General features: G+C 61.5%; 20 protein-coding genes and 1 pseudogene. 6 read left to right on the forward strand and 15 right to left on the reverse strand.

Annotated features, from left to right (window positions below; all coding sequences use genetic code 11):
• Positions 1–138 precede the first annotated feature (138 nt).
• Both ccrA and AB1495_RS08225 read left to right on the forward strand, forming a co-directional pair.
• A pseudogene (ccrA, locus tag AB1495_RS08220) lies at positions 139–1418 on the forward strand (crotonyl-CoA carboxylase/reductase).
• Between the two features lie 178 nt (positions 1419–1596).
• Positions 1597–3132 carry an ATP-dependent RecD-like DNA helicase gene (locus tag AB1495_RS08225; protein WP_037964998.1) on the forward strand — a complete coding sequence of 512 codons (1536 nt, stop codon included), beginning with the start codon at positions 1597–1599 and terminating at the stop codon, positions 3130–3132.
• Here AB1495_RS08225 and AB1495_RS08230 read toward each other — a convergent pair.
• The 12 genes from AB1495_RS08230 to AB1495_RS08285 all read right to left on the reverse strand — a co-directional run bounded on the left by AB1495_RS08230 (position 3129) and on the right by AB1495_RS08285 (position 13100).
• Complete coding sequence (locus AB1495_RS08230; protein ID WP_074635917.1) at positions 3129–3899, reverse strand: TIGR02186 family protein; 771 nt, start codon at positions 3897–3899, stop codon at positions 3129–3131. The genes AB1495_RS08225 and AB1495_RS08230 overlap by 4 nt on opposite strands.
• Positions 3896–4804: a sulfite exporter TauE/SafE family protein gene (locus AB1495_RS08235; protein ID WP_074635915.1), complete on the reverse strand. Its 909-nt coding sequence runs from the start codon at positions 4802–4804 to the stop codon at positions 3896–3898. Before AB1495_RS08235 ends, AB1495_RS08230 begins: the two co-directional genes overlap by 4 nt.
• Positions 4805–4883: 79 nt before the next feature.
• Positions 4884–5852: an ABC transporter permease gene (locus AB1495_RS08240; protein WP_005851549.1), complete on the reverse strand. Its 969-nt coding sequence runs from the start codon at positions 5850–5852 to the stop codon at positions 4884–4886.
• Positions 5852–6982 carry an ABC transporter permease gene (locus AB1495_RS08245; RefSeq protein WP_005851551.1) on the reverse strand — a complete coding sequence of 377 codons (1131 nt, stop codon included), beginning with the start codon at positions 6980–6982 and terminating at the stop codon, positions 5852–5854. The genes AB1495_RS08240 and AB1495_RS08245 overlap by 1 nt, the downstream gene beginning before the upstream one ends.
• 1 nt (position 6983) lies before the next feature.
• Entirely contained in the window at positions 6984–8612 is a 1629-nt protein-coding gene (locus AB1495_RS08250) for an ABC transporter ATP-binding protein (protein WP_074635913.1), read from the reverse strand.
• Between the two features lie 2 nt (positions 8613–8614).
• A complete protein-coding gene (locus AB1495_RS08255; RefSeq protein WP_005851554.1) occupies positions 8615–9610 on the reverse strand; it encodes a BMP family protein in 996 nt (331 codons plus the stop codon).
• Positions 9611–9770: 160 nt separating this feature from the next.
• Positions 9771–10172: a GNAT family N-acetyltransferase gene (locus tag AB1495_RS08260; protein ID WP_244268925.1), complete on the reverse strand. Its 402-nt coding sequence runs from the start codon at positions 10170–10172 to the stop codon at positions 9771–9773.
• Positions 10173–10183: 11 nt separating this feature from the next.
• The gene (tsaB, locus tag AB1495_RS08265) at positions 10184–10840 is read right to left on the reverse strand and encodes a tRNA (adenosine(37)-N6)-threonylcarbamoyltransferase complex dimerization subunit type 1 TsaB (RefSeq protein ID WP_074635910.1); all 657 of its coding nucleotides are present in this window, start codon (positions 10838–10840) and stop codon (positions 10184–10186) included.
• Entirely contained in the window at positions 10833–11393 is a 561-nt protein-coding gene (locus AB1495_RS08270) for a NifU family protein (protein ID WP_005851560.1), read from the reverse strand. Before AB1495_RS08270 ends, tsaB begins: the two co-directional genes overlap by 8 nt.
• Positions 11394–11491: 98 nt before the next feature.
• Positions 11492–11950, reverse strand: coding sequence for a universal stress protein (locus tag AB1495_RS08275; RefSeq protein WP_005851562.1), 459 nt, complete (start codon positions 11948–11950; stop codon positions 11492–11494).
• A 32-nt stretch (positions 11951–11982) separates the two neighbouring features.
• Positions 11983–12849: a branched-chain amino acid aminotransferase gene (locus tag AB1495_RS08280; RefSeq protein WP_037943282.1), complete on the reverse strand. Its 867-nt coding sequence runs from the start codon at positions 12847–12849 to the stop codon at positions 11983–11985.
• 14 nt (positions 12850–12863) lie between these two features.
• Positions 12864–13100 carry a hypothetical protein gene (locus AB1495_RS08285; protein ID WP_005851566.1) on the reverse strand — a complete coding sequence of 79 codons (237 nt, stop codon included), beginning with the start codon at positions 13098–13100 and terminating at the stop codon, positions 12864–12866.
• A gap of 124 nt (positions 13101–13224) precedes the next feature.
• Here AB1495_RS08285 and AB1495_RS08290 point away from each other — a divergent pair, with 124 nt between their 5' ends.
• Both AB1495_RS08290 and AB1495_RS08295 read left to right on the forward strand, forming a co-directional pair.
• Positions 13225–13932 carry a M48 family metallopeptidase gene (locus AB1495_RS08290; RefSeq protein ID WP_074635909.1) on the forward strand — a complete coding sequence of 236 codons (708 nt, stop codon included), beginning with the start codon at positions 13225–13227 and terminating at the stop codon, positions 13930–13932.
• 9 nt (positions 13933–13941) lie between these two features.
• Positions 13942–14292, forward strand: a complete 351-nt coding sequence (locus AB1495_RS08295; protein ID WP_074635907.1) for a YigZ family protein — start codon at positions 13942–13944, stop codon at positions 14290–14292.
• Positions 14293–14309: 17 nt separating this feature from the next.
• Here the strand turns inward: AB1495_RS08295 and AB1495_RS08300 are convergent, their stop codons facing one another.
• The 3 genes from AB1495_RS08300 to rimO all read right to left on the reverse strand — a co-directional run bounded on the left by AB1495_RS08300 (position 14310) and on the right by rimO (position 17019).
• A complete protein-coding gene (locus AB1495_RS08300) occupies positions 14310–14930 on the reverse strand; it encodes a hemolysin III family protein (protein ID WP_074635905.1) in 621 nt (206 codons plus the stop codon).
• A 123-nt stretch (positions 14931–15053) separates the two neighbouring features.
• Positions 15054–15431 carry a hypothetical protein gene (locus tag AB1495_RS08305; RefSeq protein WP_244268923.1) on the reverse strand — a complete coding sequence of 126 codons (378 nt, stop codon included), beginning with the start codon at positions 15429–15431 and terminating at the stop codon, positions 15054–15056.
• A gap of 217 nt (positions 15432–15648) precedes the next feature.
• Complete coding sequence (rimO, locus tag AB1495_RS08310) at positions 15649–17019, reverse strand: 30S ribosomal protein S12 methylthiotransferase RimO (protein ID WP_074635901.1); 1371 nt, start codon at positions 17017–17019, stop codon at positions 15649–15651.
• Positions 17020–17083: 64 nt separating this feature from the next.
• Here rimO and AB1495_RS08315 point away from each other — a divergent pair, with 64 nt between their 5' ends.
• A complete protein-coding gene (locus AB1495_RS08315; RefSeq protein ID WP_074635899.1) occupies positions 17084–19027 on the forward strand; it encodes an AsmA family protein in 1944 nt (647 codons plus the stop codon).
• 169 nt (positions 19028–19196) lie between these two features.
• On the forward strand, positions 19197–20423 hold the full coding sequence (trpB, locus tag AB1495_RS08320; protein WP_005851582.1) for a tryptophan synthase subunit beta: 1227 nt from the start codon (positions 19197–19199) through the stop codon (positions 20421–20423).
• Positions 20424–20468 lie beyond the last annotated feature (45 nt).

A 20468-nucleotide genomic window follows, 5' to 3' on the forward strand; every position in this document is an offset into this window, starting at 1 on the left:
ATTGCTGCGGCTGCAAAGTCATAAAATTACAATTAGAGACCAAATGGTGTTGCATTGTTGCGTGAAGGATCATATTCCACCAGTAGACGCCGCGATTCTGCACTGCGGCACAAACCTATTCTGACTGTGGAGACCGACATGGCCTTGGACACGAATATCGCGCAATACGACGCACCGGAAAAAGACCTTTACGAGATCGGGGAAATCCCGCCTATGGGCTACGTTCCAAAGCAGATGTACGCATGGACCATCCGCAAGGAACGCCACGGAAACCCAATACCGCGATGCTCGAAGAGGTCGTGGACGTGCCGACGCTCGACAGTCACGAGGTGCTTGTCCTCGTGATGGCTGCGGGTGTGAACTATAACGGTGTCTGGGCTGCCTTGGGCAAACCCATCAGCCCCTTCGACGGCCACAAGCAGCCCTTCCACATTGCGGGCTCTGACGCGTCGGGCATCGTCTGGGCGGTTGGCGACAAGGTAAAACGCTGGAAGGTCGGCGACGAAGTCGTGATCCACTGCAACCAGGATGACGGCGACGACGAAGAGTGCAACGGCGGCGATCCGATGTATTCTCCCAGCCAGCGTATCTGGGGCTACGAGACCCCCGACGGATCCTTTGCCCAGTTTACCAATGTGCAGGCGCAGCAGCTGATGCCTCGCCCCAAGCACCTGACATGGGAAGAGGCCGCTTGCTACACGCTGACGCTGGCCACTGCCTACCGGATGCTGTTCGGCCACGAGCCTCATGACCTGAAACCGGGCCAGAACGTGCTGGTCTGGGGCGCCTCGGGCGGTCTGGGGTCCTACGCGATCCAGCTGATCAACACTGCTGGCGCGAATGCGATTGGTGTGATCTCGGATGAATCCAAGCGGGACTTTGTCATGGATCTGGGCGCCAAGGGCGTTCTGAACCGCAAGGACTTCAACTGCTGGGGCCAGATGCCCACCGTGAACACGCCCGAATATGCGGCTTGGTTCAAAGAGGCGCGCAAGTTCGGTGCCGCGATCTGGGAGATCACAGGCAAGGGCGTGAACGTCGACATGGTGTTTGAACATCCCGGCGAGGCGACGTTCCCAGTGTCCACCTTCGTCTGCAAAAAGGGCGGCATGGTCGTGATCTGCGCGGGGACTTCGGGTTTCAACCTGACTTTCGACGTGCGCTATATGTGGATGCACCAGAAGCGTTTGCAGGGCAGCCACTTTGCCCACCTCAAGCAGGCGTCGGCCGCCAACAAACTTATGGTAGAGCGCCGTCTTGATCCGTGCATGTCCGAAGTGTTCACCTGGGCCGATCTGCCCGACGCGCACATGAAGATGATGGCGAACGAGCATAAGCCGGGCAACATGTCGGTACTGGTGCAATCGCCCAAGACCGGCCTGCGCACGCTCGAAGACGCGCTGGACGCGAAAAAATAAGTCGGTGACCCCCGTTCAGGGGGCGCTGACGACCGGCTGACCAGACACCCGCGCACCAATCCATCGGTGCGCGGGTGTTGTCGTATTTGGCATCACGCGGCGGTTTGGCACGGGCTGATTGCGCGAATAGCGGCGATGCCATCTGGCCCCCGGTGCCGCGCTGAATTAGGGTCGCGCCATGACAGTACCTGCCCTTACCTATTCCGCCGATCAGGCGGCTGCCTTTGACAGCGTGACCGAGATGTTGCGCCATGCGGGCATCGATCTGGATGACAATCTGCTGATGCCCCCTGCGGGCGGGGCGGACCAAGTGCTGGCGGTGACCGGCAAGGCGGGGTCGGGCAAAACACTGCTGCTGGCAGAACTGTACAAGGCGCTGGAAAATGCCGGCGTCGACATCGTTTCGGGCGATTACGAGCGCAAGAAGAAAGACAAGCGCACGCTCGCCATTCTGGCCCCCACCAACAAGGCGGCATCCGTCCTGCGGCTGCGCGGTGTGCCCGCGACGACGATCCACCGCATTCTCTATACGCCGGTCTATGACCCCGAATACGAACGCATCGCGGAATGGCTGGCGGGCAGCGGTGAACGCCCGGTGATCGAGGGGATGAACGAAGTCTCGCTGGACCGCGCCTTCGCGTTCTACGAGAACAATAAATCCATTCCCGGTGCCTTGGCCGCTGCGGGTCTGCGCGGTAGCGATTTCATCACCGGATGGAAGCGTCGCGAAGAACCGCTGGATATCGGGTTTGTTGATGAAAGTTCGATGCTGGACGACAAACAGTTCGAGGATCTGAAAGAGATCTTCCCGACGTTGCTGCTGTTTGGCGATCCGGCGCAGTTGGCACCGGTGGGGCAGTCGGGCACGATGGTGTTTGAAAAGCTGCCCAAGGAACGGGTGCTGAACCTTAGCCGAATTCACCGGCAGCAGGCCGACAACCCGATCCTTGATCTGGCCCATGCGCTTGCCGACCCTGACCTGAGTTTTGAACAGTTCGAGCGTATGGTCGAAGACGCGTCAAAGAAGGACGACCGTGTCGTCTGGGGCCAGCGGGTAGAAGTGGACTTGATGGCGCGGTCGCCTGTGCTGGTCTGGCGCAATGCCACGCGCATCCGACTGATCAACGCGTTCCGGTCGGTCTATGGCGCGCCCGAAGACGCGCTGCTGGAGGGTGAGCCGCTGATCTGCGACGGGATCGAGCTGCCGTTGAAACATCGCAAGAAACGGCTCGACCTTGAAGCGCGGGGCCTGATCAAGGGCGCGCAGGTCGTTTATCTGGGGGCCGGGCGCAAGCCGGGCTTTAGCCGCCTGCATGTGATGGGCGCGGAAGACCCGCAAATCTCTGCCGCGTCGATCGTGAAGATCGAAAAACCGGACGAGGAAGAACCCTTTATCCCCTTTGCCGCGCGCATGGGAGCGACGTTTTTGCATGGGGCGGCGGTGACGATCCATAAGGCGCAGGGTAGCCAGTGGGACACGGTGCAGGTCTTTGCGCCCGACCTTTATGCAGCGGCGCGGATGGGCCGGTCAGAGGCGGGGCAACCGCTGTGGAAGCGGCTGGCCTATGTGGCGATCACCCGCGCGCAAGAGCGGTTGATCTGGGTCGTGCGCAACCGCCTGTCAAAACCGTCCGGAATGCTGCGGGTGGACGATCTGCGCGCGGCCCCTGCCGCCCCGCTGAGCCTTGAGACCCAGACGGATGATCCCGCCTAGCGGCGCAGCGCCGCAAAAAGGCTAGAGGCCCCCCAGCCCGCCGCGATGGCAATCGCCAGCGACAGCAGCCCGTAGACCAGCGCATTTTCCCGCGACAGGTTGAACAGCCAGCGTTCCAGCCCGACCTTGCGCACGTCGATCAACGTCCCGTATTGCGCCACGACGGACCCGTTGCGGGTCAGGAAAATGCGGGTGTTGTAATCGCCCTCGATCAAGGACGCGGGCAGCTGCACCGTCGCGCGGAACAGGGTCTGTTCGTCCACGGTCACGCCTTCCTCGTCCAGTTGATACTGGTTCGCCTTGCTGCGGATGCGCACCAGCGCGTCCGAGAATGCGGCGGAATCCTCGATATTCATCGGCGCACCGACCGACCGGATCGCCCGCGGGACAGAGACTTTATAGCGCAGGTCCTCGGTGCGGTTCAGCACGTCCTGCAAGGGGCCACTGGTGGCGACGGCATAGAAGCTGGGGGCGCGGTCGACCTCGACGGCGGCGGTGTTCACCCAGATGCCAAAGGTCTTTTCCTTGCGCCGCACCGTGACCGGGGCCGACGGGCCGGACACGGTCACCACGACCTCAAGCTCGGGGCCTTCGGGGATCGGTATCTCGCGTTTGACGGCCCCGAAGATGATGATCTCGGACCCGTTGAAATTGGTAGAGATAGAGACTTCGCTTTGGTTCAGGCCCAGCACAATCGCCTCGTCCGCGGTGGCGGAGAATGACAGGCAGGCCAGCGCTGCCAGCAAAAGGGCACGCAGACGGATCATGATGTGAACCCGACGGAATAAAGCTCTGCCGGTTGCAGCAACAGTTCCAGTGCAAGCTTGCCGCAGACGACCAGCACCAGCAGTGCAAGCAGGATACGCAGCTGTTCCGCCTTGAGCTTGGTGCCAAGGTTGGTCCCGAACTGCGCGCCGATCACCCCGCCGATCAGCAGTAGCACGGCCAGTACGATGTCGACGGTATAGTTGGTGGTGGCGTGCAGCATCGTGGTAAACGCGGCGACAAAGATGATCTGGAACAACGAGGTCCCCACAACCACCTTGGTCGGCATCCCCAGCAGATAGATCATCGCCGGCACCATGATAAAGCCGCCGCCCACGCCCATGATCGCGGCCAAAAGCCCGACAAAAGCCCCGACCAGCAGCGGTGGGATGACCGAGATATAAAGCCCCGTGACCCGAAAGCGCATCTTGAACGGCAGCTTCTGGATCCACGTGTGTTTCTTGCGCGGGGGGCGTTTGCCGCTGCGGGTCTTGTACATCGCGTTCAGCGATTCAATCAGCATCAGCCCACCGATGATGCCAAGGAAAACGACATAGCACAGGTTGACCAGCAGATCGACCTGACCCAGCGATTTGAGGTAGTTGAAGATGGTGACGCCCGCCGCGGCCCCGACCAGCCCGCCCGCCAGCAGCACGCTGCCCATGCGCAGATCCACCGTCTTGCGTTTCAGATGCACCAGCAGCGCCGAGAAGGAGGAGGCAACGATCTGGTTCGCGCCGGTCGCCACAGCGACCGCAGGGGGAATGCCGATAAAGAACAGCAGCGGCGTGATCAGAAAACCGCCCCCGACGCCGAACATGCCGGATAGAACGCCCACGATACCGCCCAACCCCAAAAGGAGGAACGCGTTGACCGACAGCTCGGCAATGGGCAGGTAAATTTGCATAGAAGCAGTTAGACCGATCCAAAGGTTGAAATCAATCGTGGATGCTGCGCCGCCGCAATCTGCGACGGCGCGGGGAGCGTTAACGCTCTTTGACGTAGGGCTCGCCGCCGGCACGGGGCGGGATCGCCTTGCCGACAAAGCCTGCGAGGATGATCACGGTCATCACATAGGGCAGGGCGGCCAGCAACTGGCCCTGAACCTTGAAGTTCACCAATGCCTCGATCACGTCGGGGCGGGTTTCCAGCGCGCCGAACAGGCCGAACAGCAGCGTGGCCCACAGCGCGTACCACGGGCGCCACTTGGCAAAGATCAGTGCCGCCAGAGCGATATAGCCACGGCCTGCGGACATATCCTTGATGAAGCCGGCCTGCAGCGCCGTGCTGAGGTAGGCACCGGCAATACCGCAAAGTACGCCACAGATCAGCACCGCGGCATAGCGCAGCCCGATGACGGAAACCCCAGCGGTATCCACCGCAGCGGGGTTTTCGCCCACAGCGCGCAGACGCAGGCCAAAGCGTGTCCGATACAGCAGCCACCATGTCGCAGGGACCGCGAGGAAGGCGAGGTAGACAAGGATCGAATGGCCCGAGATCAGCTCGGCATAGAGCGGGCCGATGATCGGGGTCTGGGCGATGTCATCGGCAAAGGGCAGGGTGATCGGATTGAACCGCGCCCCGCCGATCAGCGACGGCGTGCGCCCGCCTTGCTGGAACCAGTCCTGCGCGATCAGCACCGTCAGACCGGCGGCAAGAAAGTTGATCGCGACGCCGGAAATCAGCTGGTTGCCGCGGAAGGTGATGGAGGCAAGCCCGTGTAGCAGGCTCAGCGCCATCGACGCGGCGATGCCGGCCAGCAGCCCCAGCCAGACGTTCCCCGTCAGCGACGCCACGGCCGCCGAAAAGAACGCCGCCGCCAGCATCTTGCCATCAAGGCCGATGTCGAAAATACCGGCGCGTTCGGAAAACAGACCGGCAAGGCAGGCCAGCAGCAGCGGTGTGGCAAGGCGCACGGTGCTGTCGAACAGTTGGATAAGCGTGATATAATCCATTATTCAGCAGGCTCCACCGGTTTGCGTTCGGGCTTGGGGGCCCGTGCGGCGCGCAGCGCCAGAAAGATTTTCTCGAGCGGCATACGCACCATGTTGTCCAACGCTCCGGTAAAGAGGATCACCAGCGCCTGAATGACGACGATCAGCTCGCGCGGGATCGAGGTCCAGAGCGCCAGTTCAGCACCGCCCTGATAGAGGAACCCGAACAGGATCGCGGCAAGGAAAACGCCCAAAGGATGGCTGCGGCCCATTAGCGCCACAGCGATCCCGATAAAGCCCGCGCCTTCCGTGGCGTTCAGCACCAGCCGTTCGGCTTCGCCCATGACGTTGTTGATCGCCATCATGCCCGCCAAACCACCCGAGATGATCATCGCGATCATCGTAATCTTGACCGGAGAGATACCGGCGTATTTCGCAGCCGATTCCGAATGGCCATAGGCGCGGATCTCATACCCCAGCCGCGTGCGCCAGATCAGCACCCACAGGAAGATACAGGCCGCAACCGCCACCAGAAGCGAGATATTGGCGGGCGCTGCCTTGGAAAACTCGATCCCCAGCGGGGCAAGGATATCATGCAGCGTCGGTAGTTTGGTCGCGTCAGGAAAGCGTGCCGTTGCGGGGTCCATGCTGCCTTGGGGGCGCAGCATATTAACCAGAATATAGTTCAGCACCGCCGCTGCGATAAAGTTGAACATGATCGTGGTGATCACGATATGGCTGCCCCGTTTGGCTTGCAGGAACGCGGGGATCGCGGCCCAGGCGGCGCCGAACACGGCAGCCATCGCAGCTGCACCGATCAGGGCCAGCGACCAATGGGGCCACGGGATATACAGACAGGCCAGCGCCACGCCCAAACCGCCCAGCATCGCCTGGCCTTCACCACCGATATTGAACAGCCGCGCGTGAAAGGCGATGGCAACGCAAAGGCCGGTGAACATGAAGTTCGTGGCGTAATACAGCGTATAGCCCCAGCCATAGGTGCTGCCCAAAGCGCCGGACACCATCAGTTTGACGGCAGCAACAGGGTCTTCCCCGATGCCCAGAATGACCAGCGCCGACAGGATCGCTGCCAGCAATAGCGAAATCAAAGGCACGAGGACGACCTCGGCCCATTTTGGCATTACGTCCATGTTACACTTCCTTATGCGGATCGCCGCCCGCATGGGCCAGATTGTCTTCGATCTCTTCGATGGAATGGGGCGCATCGGTATCGGTGATGCCCGCCATCAGCAAGCCCAGTTCCTTTTCATCGGTCTGACTGGCGTCGCGGATGCCCATGACCTGACCGTCGAACATGACAGCCACCCGGTCGCTGAGTGCGAGAATCTCTTCCAGCTCGACCGAGACCAGCAGGATCGCCTTGCCCTGATCGCGCAGGGCGACGATCTGTTCGTGGATGAATTCGATCGCGCCGATATCCACGCCACGGGTCGGCTGTCCGATCAGCAGCAGGTCGGGGTTGCGTTCGATCTCGCGCGCCAGAACGATCTTTTGCTGGTTCCCGCCGGAAAAGTTCTTGGCCGCCAGTTTGGGGTTTGGCGGACGCACGTCGAAACGTTTCATCTTTTCAACGGTGTCGGCCTTGATCGCGACGCTATCCATCAACATGCCGCTGCGGTAGGCAGGATCTTTGTGATAGCCGAAGGCGGTGTTTTCCCACGCCTGATACTCCATGATCAGACCTTCGCGCTGGCGGTCTTCGGGGACATGGGCGATGCCGTGGTTGCGGCGGGATTGGCCGTCGGATTTGTTGCCGGTCAGGTCCAGTGCCGTGCCATTGACGCGCACGCTGCCCTTGCCGGTCTGGTATCCGCCCAGAACCTCAAGCAGTTCGGACTGGCCATTGCCGGCCACCCCCGCAACGCCAAGGATTTCGCCCGCGCGAACTTGCAGATCGATGCCGCGCAGACGCTCGACGCCCTTGTCATCAACGACGCGCAGCCCTTCGACATCCAGAATGACCGGGCCGGGGGCCGCGGGTTTCTTGTCAACACGCAGCAGGACCTTGCGGCCGACCATCAGCTCCGCCAGTTCGGCGGGCGAGGTTTCGGCGGTCTTGACGGTGGCGGTCATCTCGCCGCGGCGCATGACCGATACGGTGTCCGTCGTCTCCATGATCTCGCGCAGCTTGTGGGTGATCAGGATGATCGTCTTCCCTTCGGAGCGCAGACGCCCGAGGATGCGGAACAGCTGGTCCGCCTCGGCTGGGGTCAGTACGCCGGTGGGCTCATCCAGAATGAGGATATCGGCCTGACGATACAGCGCCTTGAGGATTTCTACCCGTTGCTGCATGCCGACGCCGATGTCTTGCACCAGCGCGTCGGGATCGACCTTGAGCCCGTAGTCATCGGCCAGCTTCATCAGCGATTTGCGCGCCTTGGCCAGCGACGGTTTCAACAGCCGCCCGTCTTCGGCACCCAGAATGATGTTTTCCAGGACCGTGAAATTTTCAACCAGTTTGAAGTGCTGGAACACCATCCCGATGCCTGCGGCAATCGCGGCCTGGCTGTCAGGGATGTCGGTTTTTTTACCGGCGATAAAGATGTCGCCTTTGTCAGCTTTGTAGAATCCGTAAAGGATCGACATCAGCGTCGATTTGCCCGCGCCGTTTTCCCCGATGATCCCATGGATCGTGCCGGGCATAACGCGGATAGAGATGTCTTTATTGGCCTGTACCGGACCAAAGGCCTTGGAGATGCCTTTCAGCTCGATCGCCGGAGCGGCAGTTTCCTGCCGCTCCGTATGTATTGCAGTGCTCACGCTTAGAAGCTCAGGCTCGGGCAGCTGTCGTCGGACATGTAGTCATGTACCTCAAGCGACCCGTCTGCGATCTTGGCTGCTGCTTCATCCACAGCGGCCTGCATTTCAGCGGTAACCAGTGCCTTGTTGTGTTCGTCAATCGCGACGCCCACGCCTTCGTTGCCAACGCCCATGACGTTAAAGCCTTTTTCCATGCCGGGGCCATCGGACATCGCGTCAAACACAGCGTTGTCCACGCGTTTGATCATCGAGGTCAGGACTTTGCCCGGGTGCAGGTGGTTCTGGTTGCTGTCCACGCCGATCGACAGGATGTCTTCGTCCGCTGCGGTTTGCAGAACGCCAACGCCTGTGCCGCCCGCGGCTGCATAGACAACATCAGCACCCTGGCTGATCTGCGCTTTGGTCAGTTCGGACCCTTTTACGGGGTCGTTCCATGCGGCAGGGGTCGAACCTGTCATGTTCGAGATCACGGTCGCGTCGGGGTTCACGGCCAGAACACCTTGGGCGTAGCCGCAGGCGAATTTACGGATCAGGGGGATGTCCATGCCGCCGATAAAGCCGACAGTGTTGGATTCAGAGGCCATCGCCGCCATCATACCGACCAGATAGGACCCTTCGTGTTCGTTGAAGACAACGGAACGGACGTTGGGCGCGTCGACAACCATGTCGATGATGACAAAATCGGTATCAGGGTAATCGCCTGCCACCTGACCAAGTGCATCACCAAAGGCAAAGCCGGTCATCACGATAGGGTTGGAGCCCGCTTCGGCGAAACGGCGCAGCGCCTGTTCACGCTGTGCTTCGGACTGCAGTTCGATCTCGCGGAAGCTTTCACCGGTCTCTTCGGCCCAGCGTTGCGCGCCAGCAAAGGCGGCTTCGTTGAAGGATTTGTCGAATTTGCCGCCAAGGTCGAAGATCAGGGCGGGTTCGGCCAGTGCCGCACCGGCACTAAGAGCCGTGGCCGCAGCAGCGCCGAGGAATTTGGTCATAAGGGTCATGGAGTGTCTCCCGGTTTATTGTGTTGGGGCGCAAGCGCGAAGCCTTTGCCCGGTCGCAGTTCCGTGCTTGCGCCCGGTTCCGTCGATCAGATGTACGATACTGCGTAGCCCATGGGTAGGGTCAACCGGATTCTCAAGCGCTTGGGGATGATATTGCCTATTAACCGTGCGTAAACTGACGCGAAAAGATCAATGCATCAACGGAGGACGCATCTTTACGCTGATAATACCCGCGACGTGTCGCGGTCTGGCGAAACCCTGCGGACGTGTAAAGCGCGATGGCAGCGGTATTGTCGGCGGCGACCTCTAGAAAGGCGGTGTCGGCCTGCGCTTCAAGCCCGTCCATCCAGCGTTGCAGCAAGCGGCGGCCAACGCCCTGACGTTGGGCTGCGGGATCAACGGCGAGGGTCAGCAGCTCTGCCTCTCCCGCGATGAGGCGGGTCAGGGCAAAGCCCTGCGGTTCCGCCAGATACGTCACAAAGGGGGAGGCCAGCAGATCGGCGATCTCTTGCGCCGTCCACGCACGGTCGTGCACAAAAGCGGCGGCGTGAATCCGCGCCATGTCCTGCGGCGTCATGAAAAGATCGCGGGCGGTGTGTCGCGGGCCGGGGCGGCATCGGCGGGGCGCAGATACAGCGGGGCAGGGCGCGGGGTCCGGGTGCCAAGCTTCGTGGCGGCAATGCGTGCCGTTGCCTCTGCCACGGGCATACGGGGGGGCAAGGCGGTGCCGTTACAAAGTGCTGCGATCATATCGGCCTGATGACCCACACAGACGGGATCAGCGCGCGAGGGCACTGAAGGCAGATCATCCAGCCCACACATCACAGGGTCGCGGTCGTCCATCGTGCCGAACACCTGCACGAACAGCTTGTCCTGCCGCGCATCGATGCTGCTAATGACGACGCCCTCATGCCCGAAGGCCAGCGCCTGAAGATGCGAAACCCCTATCGCGGGCACCCCAAGGCCAAGCGCGAGCCCGCGCGCGGCCGAGACCGCAATGCGGATCCCGGTGAAGTTCCCCGGCCCGATGCCGACGCCAATCGCGGTCAGATCGCTATAGGCCACATCTGCGCTGGCCAGCACCTCGGCACATAGGCCAAGCAGCCGTTCGCCCTGACCCTTGTTCATCGGTTCCTCGACGCTGGCGATGATCTGGTCGCCCGACAGCAAAGCGGCCGCACAATGTGCGGCCGATGTATCAAACGCCAGGAGAAGAGGCGTCTTAGGCAACCGGGCGTACCTCGGTTACTTCGGGGATGTAGTGGCGCAGCAGGTTCTCGATGCCCATTTTCAACGTCAATGTGGACGATGGGCAGCCCGCGCAGGCCCCTTGCATGTGCAGATAGACAACGCCGCGCTCGAACCCGTGGAAGGTGATGTCGCCGCCGTCCTGTGCCACGGCAGGGCGCACGCGGCTGTCCAGCAATTCCTTGATCTGGCCCACGATCGCACCGTCTTCGCCGGTATGCTCCGCATGGCCCGATGCGTGGTCATGGCCGGTTTCCATCACGGGCTGACCGGATTGGAAATGCTCCATAATCGCGCCAAGCAGGGCGGGTTTCAGGTGGTCCCATTCGATCCCGTCAGCCTTGGTGATGGTCACGAAATCGGTGCCGAAGAACACGCCGGTCACGCCTTCGACAGCGAACAGACGCGTGGCCAAAGGCGAGGCGCTGGCGGCTTCGGGGGCGGGGAAATCGGCGGTGCCCATCTCTAGCACGGTCTGACCGGGCAGGAATTTCAACGTTGCGGGGTTGGGCGTGGATTCGGTCTGAATAAACATCACATGCTCCTGAAAGGGTTGATGCAGATATGCGACCTGAGCGCGCGCAAGTCAAGGTTTGGAACGATTCTAAGTTTGCGACGGGACGCGGTGCCGCCTCAGGTGATCATCTCGAGCCGTTCTTTGCTCATGTCACCGGGGACGATGGTGATCGGCACCGGCAGCGAGCCTGCGTTGCGGGAAAGCTGGGTCACCAAGGGGCCGGGGCCAGATTTCTTGTCTGTGCCCGCGCCAAGGACCAGCACGCCGACTTCGGGGTCATCGGCCAGCTGGTTGATAATCTCGTCCACGATCACACCTTCGCGAATGACCAGCGCGGGCTCCACGTTCAGCCGGTCGCGCATCCATTTGGCGAATACCTCGAAATGCACCTCGATCCGCTCGCGGGCTTCTTCGCGCATGACCTCGGCCACACCGATCCAGTGATTGAATTCGTCAGGCGGGATGACCGACAGCACCACCACCCCGCCGCCAGAGTTGGACGCCCGCATCGCGGCAAATCGCATGGCGTTCAGGCATTCGCGGCTGTCATCCAGCACAACCATAAATTTACGCATAGCATCCTCCTGTTGAACGGCGGGGGGCGGGGTCAGCCACGGTCAGAGGCCGCCCAATCCCAATACATCTCGCGCACGCGGCGGGTCATGGGGCCGATCTGGTACTGCGTGTCGTCAAAAGCTTTGACCGGCGTGACCTTCATCATATTGCCGGACAAAAAGACCTCGTCCGCGGCATGGAAGTCATCAAAGCTAAGCACTGTTTCGTGCACCTTGATCCCGTCGGCGCGCATGTTCGACATATGCCGCGCGCGGGTGATACCGGCCAGAAACGTGCCATTGGGGATCGGGGTGAACACCTCGCCATCCTTGACCATGAACACATTGGCAGAGGCCGATTCGGCGACATTGCCCATGGCATCGGCGACCAGCGCGTTGCCAAAGCCCTTGGCGCGGGCTTCAACCATCATGCGGGCGTTGTTGGGATAAAGGCAGCCCGCCTTGGCGTTGACGACGTTGTCTTCAAGCACGGGACGCCGGAAACGGGTCCGTGTCAGCGTCGTGGCCGCATCGGGTGCCGCCATAGGGATCTGTTCAAGGCTGATGGCAAAACCGGTCGCGTCCTTTAATGGCACGATCCCCAGCTCGTCGCCCGCCAGCGCCCAATACATCGGGCGGATATAGACGGCGGCGTCCTTGGGGTAGCTTTTCAGACCCTCGCGTACCATCTCGACCATATCGGCGGTCTCGACCGTGGGGGTGATCATCAGCGCCTTGGCCGACCGGTTGATCCGCGCGCAATGCGCCTCCAGATCGGGGCTGAGACCGTCGAACAGCCGCGCCCCGTCAAATACGGTCGTGCCCAGCCATGCACCGTGGTCAGCCGCTTTGATGACAGAGATGTCACCCTCGTGCCAACTGCCTTCGTAAAATGTCTTGATATCTGTGCCAGTGGCCATTGCGTGTCCTTTGGTTACCGCTTGGGCGCGGTGCGGTAGATGCCCTCGGGCAGGTTCAGCGCGGCTGTCAGATCGTGCAGCTGCTCGGGCGAGAGGCTGATCTTGCAGACAGAGTTGGTGCGCGGGTCCCATTGCTCGAATGTGATAACGCTGGCAAAGGCCTGCACCGTCACATCTTCACGCAAGGGTGCTTTGCCTTCGTCGATCAGAGTGATCACACTGGCATCGAATTCGTGTTCAATCGTAAACATAAAGGCACAGTATTCTTTCGGCGGTCCAATGCAAGGGCAGCACTGCGCCGTCTGTTCAAATCCGCGCCGCCGCGTTAAAACGGTGGCAGATCTATTCGTTGCCCTTTTGAGGATGCGTTACGTGATGTTGAGATACTGTCTTGCTCTGGCTGCTGCGGCATTTATGGCTGCCTGCGAACCGACGCCCATGTCGGGGCCTGTCTCCACCCAACCCGAGCAAGGGCAACCCGCTAGTTTTTCCGCCAATGAATCCGCCCGCAGCTTTATCCGCGTGTTGCAAACGGTCGAACCTGTCGCCGAACGGGAATGTCGCGTGCGGACCTCGCAGGTGAATTGCGATTTCAATATCGTGGTCGATGACCGCCCCGGCCAGCCCGCCAACGCCTACCAAACCGAGGATAAGGCCGGGCGTCCGGTCATCGCCTTCACCCTCGCCCTGATCGCGGATGCGCGTAACGAGGACGAGCTTGCCTTTGTCATGGGGCACGAGGCTGCCCACCACATCGAAGGGCATATCGCACGCCAGCAGCAGAACGCGGTCGCCGGTGCGGTGATCTTTGCCGGTCTCGCCACGCTGAGCGGGGGCGATGCGACAGCGGTCGAATCGGCACAGCGCCTTGGGGCGCAGGTGGGCGCGCGGACCTATTCCAAGGACTTCGAGCTTGAGGCAGACGCCTTGGGCACCATTATCACCGCACGCGCAGGGTATAACCCGCTGCGGGGGGCCGAATTCTTTACCCGTATTCCTGACCCCGGTGACCGTTTCCTGGGCACGCACCCGCCCAATGCATCGCGTCTGGATACCGTACGGCGGACCGCGGCGGGGCTGTAACGGCACCGCATGAAGCAGCTTGGCCAGATACTGTCGGACCGCGGGTCGAAATATGCCGTGTCAGGCTGCCCCGCGTCCGACCGCGCCGCCGTGGATGCCGCGCTGAAAGAGCTCAAGCGCGATAAATCCTATGCCAAGGCAACCCACAACACCTGGGCGGTGCTGCTGTCAGACGGCGGCCCGCTGAAAGGCGATGATGGGGAATCCGGTGCGGGGATGGTGATCATCCGGATGCTAGAGCGTGAGGGTCTGGAGGATCACTTGATCGTGGTCACGCGCTGGTACGGCGGGAAACATCTGGGCGGTGACCGGTTCCGCAACGTGCAATCCTGCGTGCGCGCCTATCTGGACGCGGCCTGACGCGGCCTGACACGGGCTTACAAGCTGATAGAGATGGCGGCGAAAAAGCAGATAGAGGCGGCAAGCACAAAGCTGTGCCAGATCGCATTCTGAAAGCGCATGCCGGGGTGTGCAAAGACGATCGTCCCCAGCGTATAGATCAACCCGCCGATGCCAATCAGCGTCAGCGCCGTGGTGGGCAGGCTTTGCCACATTGGCCAGACCAGCAGCACAGACAGCCACCCCATGCCAAGATACAGATAAAGCGACGCTTTGGAGTCCGTGCTCCAGAAAGACAGTTTGGCGACCGCGCCGATAATGGCCAGCGCCCAGACCACAGCGAGGATGCCATAGGCGAACCCCGTTCCGATGAGCACAACAAACGGTGTGTAGGTGCCCGCGATCTTGAAGTAGATCGCCGCATGGTCAATCCGCCCCAGCAGGGCGCGGGTACGATCAAACGGTAAAAGGTGGTAAATCGCCGACGCCAGAAGCGACAGGACAAAGCAGGCCGCATAAACCAGCGTCGGTGTAAGCTGCTCCCCCTGGCTTGCAGCATAGGTCGTCAGCAGGATTGTTGCCGGTATCGCAAATCCCAGACCCAACACGTGGATCGTGCCATCGGCGAGAGTGTCAGCGGTTGGGTGCGGATAAGCCATAGGTCAAATCTAGCACCCGTTTGCAACATTCCCATGTCAGATTTCGCCTAATTAATGGCGCTTTGGTATCTCGGCCTATCCATTCGTATAGGAGGTTATGCCGACGCGTGGCGCGCGTCCGGATCAACGGGGTTTATTGCCGTCGATCCAGCGCGACATCATCGTCTTGTCGCGGAAACACTCCTGCGGGATATCGCGGCGCTTCAGACGGGCGATGCGTTCGGCAAAAGCGACCTGCTTTGACGAAGGATACTGCGAAAACGGCCCGTCCACCGGCTTGGGCTTATGGGCGTCGATCCATTCAGACAGCGCGGCGCGGTCGGTCAATGCCCGTTTTGGCACAGGCGCGCCGGTCTTGAGGCTAAGCGACGTAGCATACTGCATCTGCTTCTCCGTCGGCGGCAAAGCGGCGCGCGCGTCGCGGGCTGAAACATCTGTATGGGCAGGTACGGCCCCTTGATCGGGATCGAACATGCCGGGAAACTGCGGTTGGTAGGACATTGTGTAGGCCCCCTTGTTCTGGTTGGAACATATATAGAACATCACCTGCGCTTTTTCAAGGGTTTCACCTCTGATACGCCATCATGTTTCTATATGTAGGGTGCAGATTGAAGATTTCCACAACATGGGCGGTGGGTGCAGTCGGACCTGCCTGCGCGAATAGGAACGCCAGGGCGCTCGGATTGTTCCACGGTTGAGAAGGGGGGAGGGCGGTGGCCTAGACCACGCGCCCCCAAAGATCGTATTCGCCGGCTTCTTCGACTTCGACGGTCACGATCTGGCCAACGCTCAGGTTTTCGAACCCTTCGTCGATGAACAGGTTGCCGTCGATCTCTGGCGCGTCTGCCTTCGTGCGGCAGGTAGCGGCCTCGTCGTCGATTTCGTCGATGATCACATCCATGCGGCGACCGACTTTGGCTTCCAGCTTGGCGGCCGAGATGGCTTGCGCCTTCTCCATAAAGCGGTCCCAGCGGTCTTGTTTGACCTCGTCCGGCACGTGATCGGGAAGCGCATTTGACCGCGCCCCGTCAACGTTTTCGTACTGAAAACAGCCCACGCGATCCAGCTGCGCCTCGTCGAGCCAATCCAGCAGGGTCTGGAACTCTGCCTCTGTCTCTCCGGGGTATCCAACGATGAATGTCGACCGCAGGGTGATGTCGGGGCAGGTGTCACGCCACGCGGCGATTTCATCCAGCGTCTTAGCCGCCGCCGCAGGGCGGGCCATGCGTTTCAGCACGTCGGGATGCGCGTGCTGGAAGGGAATATCCAGATAGGGCAGTACCAGACCTTCAGCCATCAGCGGGATCAGGTTGCGCACATGGGGATAGGGGTAGACGTAATGCAGCCGTACCCACGCCCCGAGCGACCCCAGATCACGGGCCAGATCGGTGATATGTGCGCGGTGGCCACGGTCTTCGGCATGTTTGATATCGACGCCGTAGGCCGAGGTATCCTGAGAGATCACCAGCAGCTCGTTCACGCCGTTCTGCACCAGCTTTTCAGCCTCGCGCAGGATCGCATGGGCAGGGCGCGATTGCAGGCGGCCGCGCATGTCGGGGATGATGCAGAACTTGCACTTGTGATTACAGCCTTCCGAGATCTTCAGATAGCTGTAGTGGCGCGGCGTCAGGCTGACGGCCTGCGCGGGCAGCAGATCGATAAACGGATCGGGCGAGGGCGGCACGGCCCCATGCACCGCGTCCAGCACCTGTTCATATTGGTGCGGGCCGGTGACGGCCAGAATACGCGGGTGATGTTCGCGGATATAATCCGGCTCGGCCCCGAGGCAGCCGGTCACGATCACTTTGCCATTTTCGTTCAGCGCCTCGCCAATCGCGTCAAGGCTTTCGGCCTTGGCGGAATCAAGGAACCCGCAGGTGTTCACAATCACCGCATCCGCCCCGGCGTAATCCGGCGACACGCCGTAGCCTTCGGCGCGCAGGCGCGTCAAAATCCGTTCGCTGTCGACCAGCGCCTTGGGGCAGCCGAGCGATACCATGCCGATGGTCGGCTGGCCGGGGCGGGACGGATTGCTGATCTGGGCCTTTGGCGCAAGATCGGGGCGTAGATTTGGTGGGTTTGTGCTCATGAACTGCGCTATAAGCCATGCAAAGGGTCTGGGAAAGGCCCCGCATCAGGCAAGGAGACGGGCGATGAAGTGGATTATTCGGGCAATTGGCATACTGCTGCTGATTTTGGTGGTCGCGGTGGGGTCGCTGTTCTTGCTGCCCGCCGACCGTATTGCGCGAATCGCGGCGGACCAGCTGCGCAACCTGACAGGGCGCGAGGTCACGATCACGGGCGATGTGGGGTTGACCTTCTGGCCGGTGCTGGGGGTGACCGCAAGCGGGCTCGAGGTCGGGAATGCCGATTGGGCCAAGGATGGGGCGATGCTCTCGGCCGCCAATGCCGCCATCGGGGTTGATGCGATGGCGCTGATCCGGGGCGAGATCAAGATCACCAACATTGAAGCCCAAAGCCCCACCATCCGGCTGGAGCAACGCCGCGACGGGCGCGCCAGCTGGCAGTTCAGCGACGGGGGCGGCGCGGCAGCCATCGAGACCGCTCCGACCGCGCCTGCGCGCAGCCCGCGCCCGCTGACGATCCAGCGGCTCAATATCACCGACGCCACGTTGATCTATGATGCCGAGGGCAGCGATCTGGTGCGATTTGACGGTGTGGACCTTTCGCTCGACTGGCCCGATCGGGCGGGCGATGCGGTGATCAAGGCCGCCCTGCGCCCCGCGGCCGATCGCGTGTCGATCGAGGCGACGATCAACCGGTTTGACCAATTCCTGAACGGCGACATCCGCCCGCTGCGTGCCCGTGTAGACACCAAGGGCGGCGGCGTCTCGCTGACCGGACGGGCGGGGCTGACCGGCGCTGTCGCGGGGGGTCTTTGGCTCAAGACATCGGACACGGGGCGTTTTCTGGCAGCGCTCGGGGTGGGTGACATCGCACTGCCGCAGGGCTTGGGAAAGACGGCGGATATCAACCTTGATCTGACCCTGACGCCCGACCGGCGCTTGGCCCTGCGAGAGGTGGTGGCCGATCTGGGCGGGAACGCCCTGACCGGCGCGGCGGATATCACGCTGAACGGCACGCCCGATGTGAACGCGCAGATCAACGTCGGCGCGCTGGACCTGACCGGCTTTGCAGGCAGCGCCCCCAGTGGCACCGCGCCCGCGTCCAGCACCCCCGCGCCTGCGTCCCCGACAGGGTGGTCGAAAGCACCGATTGATGCCTCCGCGCTTTCCGCCTTCAACGGCGAGGTCGCGCTGCGCGCAGATAGCATCGATCTGGGCACGCTAAGCTTGGGCGCGACGCGCGTATTGCTGCGCAACGACCGGTCGCGTCTGGTCGCCGAGCTGCGCGAGATCAGGGCCTATGCCGGTGTGATCAGTGGCGAGTTCGTGGTCAACAACCGCAACGGCCTGTCGGTGGGCGGGGCGCTGAACGCGACCTCCATCGCCATGCAGCCTTTGCTGCAACAGACCGCAGGGCTGGGCCGGTTCCATGGTACAGGCGATGCAGAGGTATCCTTCCTCGGGTCCGGCGCATCGCTGGACGCGATCATGCGGTCGCTTAGCGGATCGGGCGCGGTGAATGTCGGGCGTGGGCATATCGAGGGGATCGACCTTGATGCGCTGATGGGCAATTTCGACGTCGAGGGTGGCACGACGGTCTTCGATTCCCTTGCCGCGACATTCGACATGGATCAAGGCGTGCTGCGCAACGACGACCTGCTGATGCAGCTGCCGAACTTTACCGCCACGGGCACAGGGCAGGTGGGGCTGGGGGCGCAAACGCTTGATTATACCGTCACGCCCAAGGCACTGCGGGTGAACGGCGATCGGGGGCTGGCCATTCCGGTGCGCATCTTCGGGCCGTGGGCCGCACCGCAGATCAAGCCGGATTTGCAGGCGGCGCTGGACATGAACTTTGCCAAGGAAAAGGAACAGGCCCGCCAAAAGCTGAACGAAAAGCTGGAGGAGGAACTGGGCGTATCGCGGCAGGACGGGCAATCGGTCGAGGATGCGGTGAAACAAAAGGTAGAGGACGAGCTGCGGCGCGGGCTGTTGAAGCTCTTTGACTAGCGGCGCGCCACACGGGCGGTGTATTTCCAAACCCTCAGTTTGGAAAATTGCAATTTTCCGTGGCGTTTTATGGGCGAGGGGCGGTACGGGCCCTTCGCCGCCCCCACCCCGTCTTTACCTGTCGCGGCGGGGGCGTTAAGGCTGGTCGCCAAGCGCAAGGAGCACCTCCATGGACAATGATCTTTTCAACTCTTTCATGACCGGACCTGACGAGAATGGCCGCTTTGGCGATTTCGGGGGGCGGTTTGTGTCGGAAACCCTGATGCCGCTCATCCTCGAACTGGAAGCGGAATATGAAAAGGCCAAAACGGACGACAGCTTTTGGGCCGAGATGGACGACCTGTGGACCCACTATGTCGGTCGCCCCAGCCCGCTGTATTTCGCAGAGCGTCTGACCGAACATCTGGGCGGTGCCAAGGTTTACATGAAGCGCGACGAGCTGAACCACACCGGCGCGCATAAGATCAACAACGTGCTGGGCCAGATCATTCTGGCGCGGCGCATGGGCAAGAAACGTATCATCGCGGAAACCGGCGCGGGCCAGCACGGTGTGGCGACGGCCACCGTCTGTGCCAAGTTCGGTCTGCAATGCGTTGTCTATATGGGCGCGCATGATGTTGAACGGCAGGCCCCCAACGTCTTCCGCATGCGTCTGCTGGGTGCCGAAGTGATCCCCGTAACCTCGGGCCGTGGGACGCTGAAAGACGCGATGAACGACGCGCTGCGCGATTGGGTCACCAATGTGCGCGACACATTCTATTGCATCGGTACGGTCGCAGGGCCGCACCCCTATCCGGCGATGGTTCGCGACTTTCAGGCGATCATCGGCAAGGAAGTGCGCGAACAGATGGACGCGGCCGAAGGCCGTCTGCCCGACACGCTGGTCGCCGCGATCGGTGGCGGGTCGAACGCGATGGGGCTGTTCTATCCGTTCCTTGATGACAAGGACGTCAATATCATCGGCGTCGAAGCCGGAGGCAAGGGCGTGAACGAAAAGATGGAGCATTGCGCATCATTGACCGGTGGCCGCCCCGGCGTGCTCCACGGGAACCGCACCTACCTGTTGCAGGACGACGACGGTCAGATCCTTGAAGGCTTCTCTATCTCGGCGGGTCTGGATTACCCCGGGATCGGGCCTGAACATTCCTGGCTGCACGACATTGGCCGCGCACAATATGTGTCGATCACCGATAAAGAGGCGCTTGAGGCGTTCCAGCTGAGCTGCGCGCTTGAAGGCATCATTCCTGCGCTCGAACCCAGCCACGCGCTGGCGCATGTGATGAAGATCGCACCAGAGCTGCCCAAGGATCACATCATCTGCATGAACATGTGTGGGCGCGGCGACAAAGACATTTTCACCGTCGCTAAGGCGCTTGGTTTTGACATGAAGGTCTGAGGATCAGACGAAAGCTTAGACACTGACGATTACGAAGGGGGCGGC

The organism is Sulfitobacter pontiacus (genome assembly GCF_040790665.1).
Lineage (GTDB): Bacteria > Pseudomonadota > Alphaproteobacteria > Rhodobacterales > Rhodobacteraceae > Sulfitobacter > Sulfitobacter pontiacus.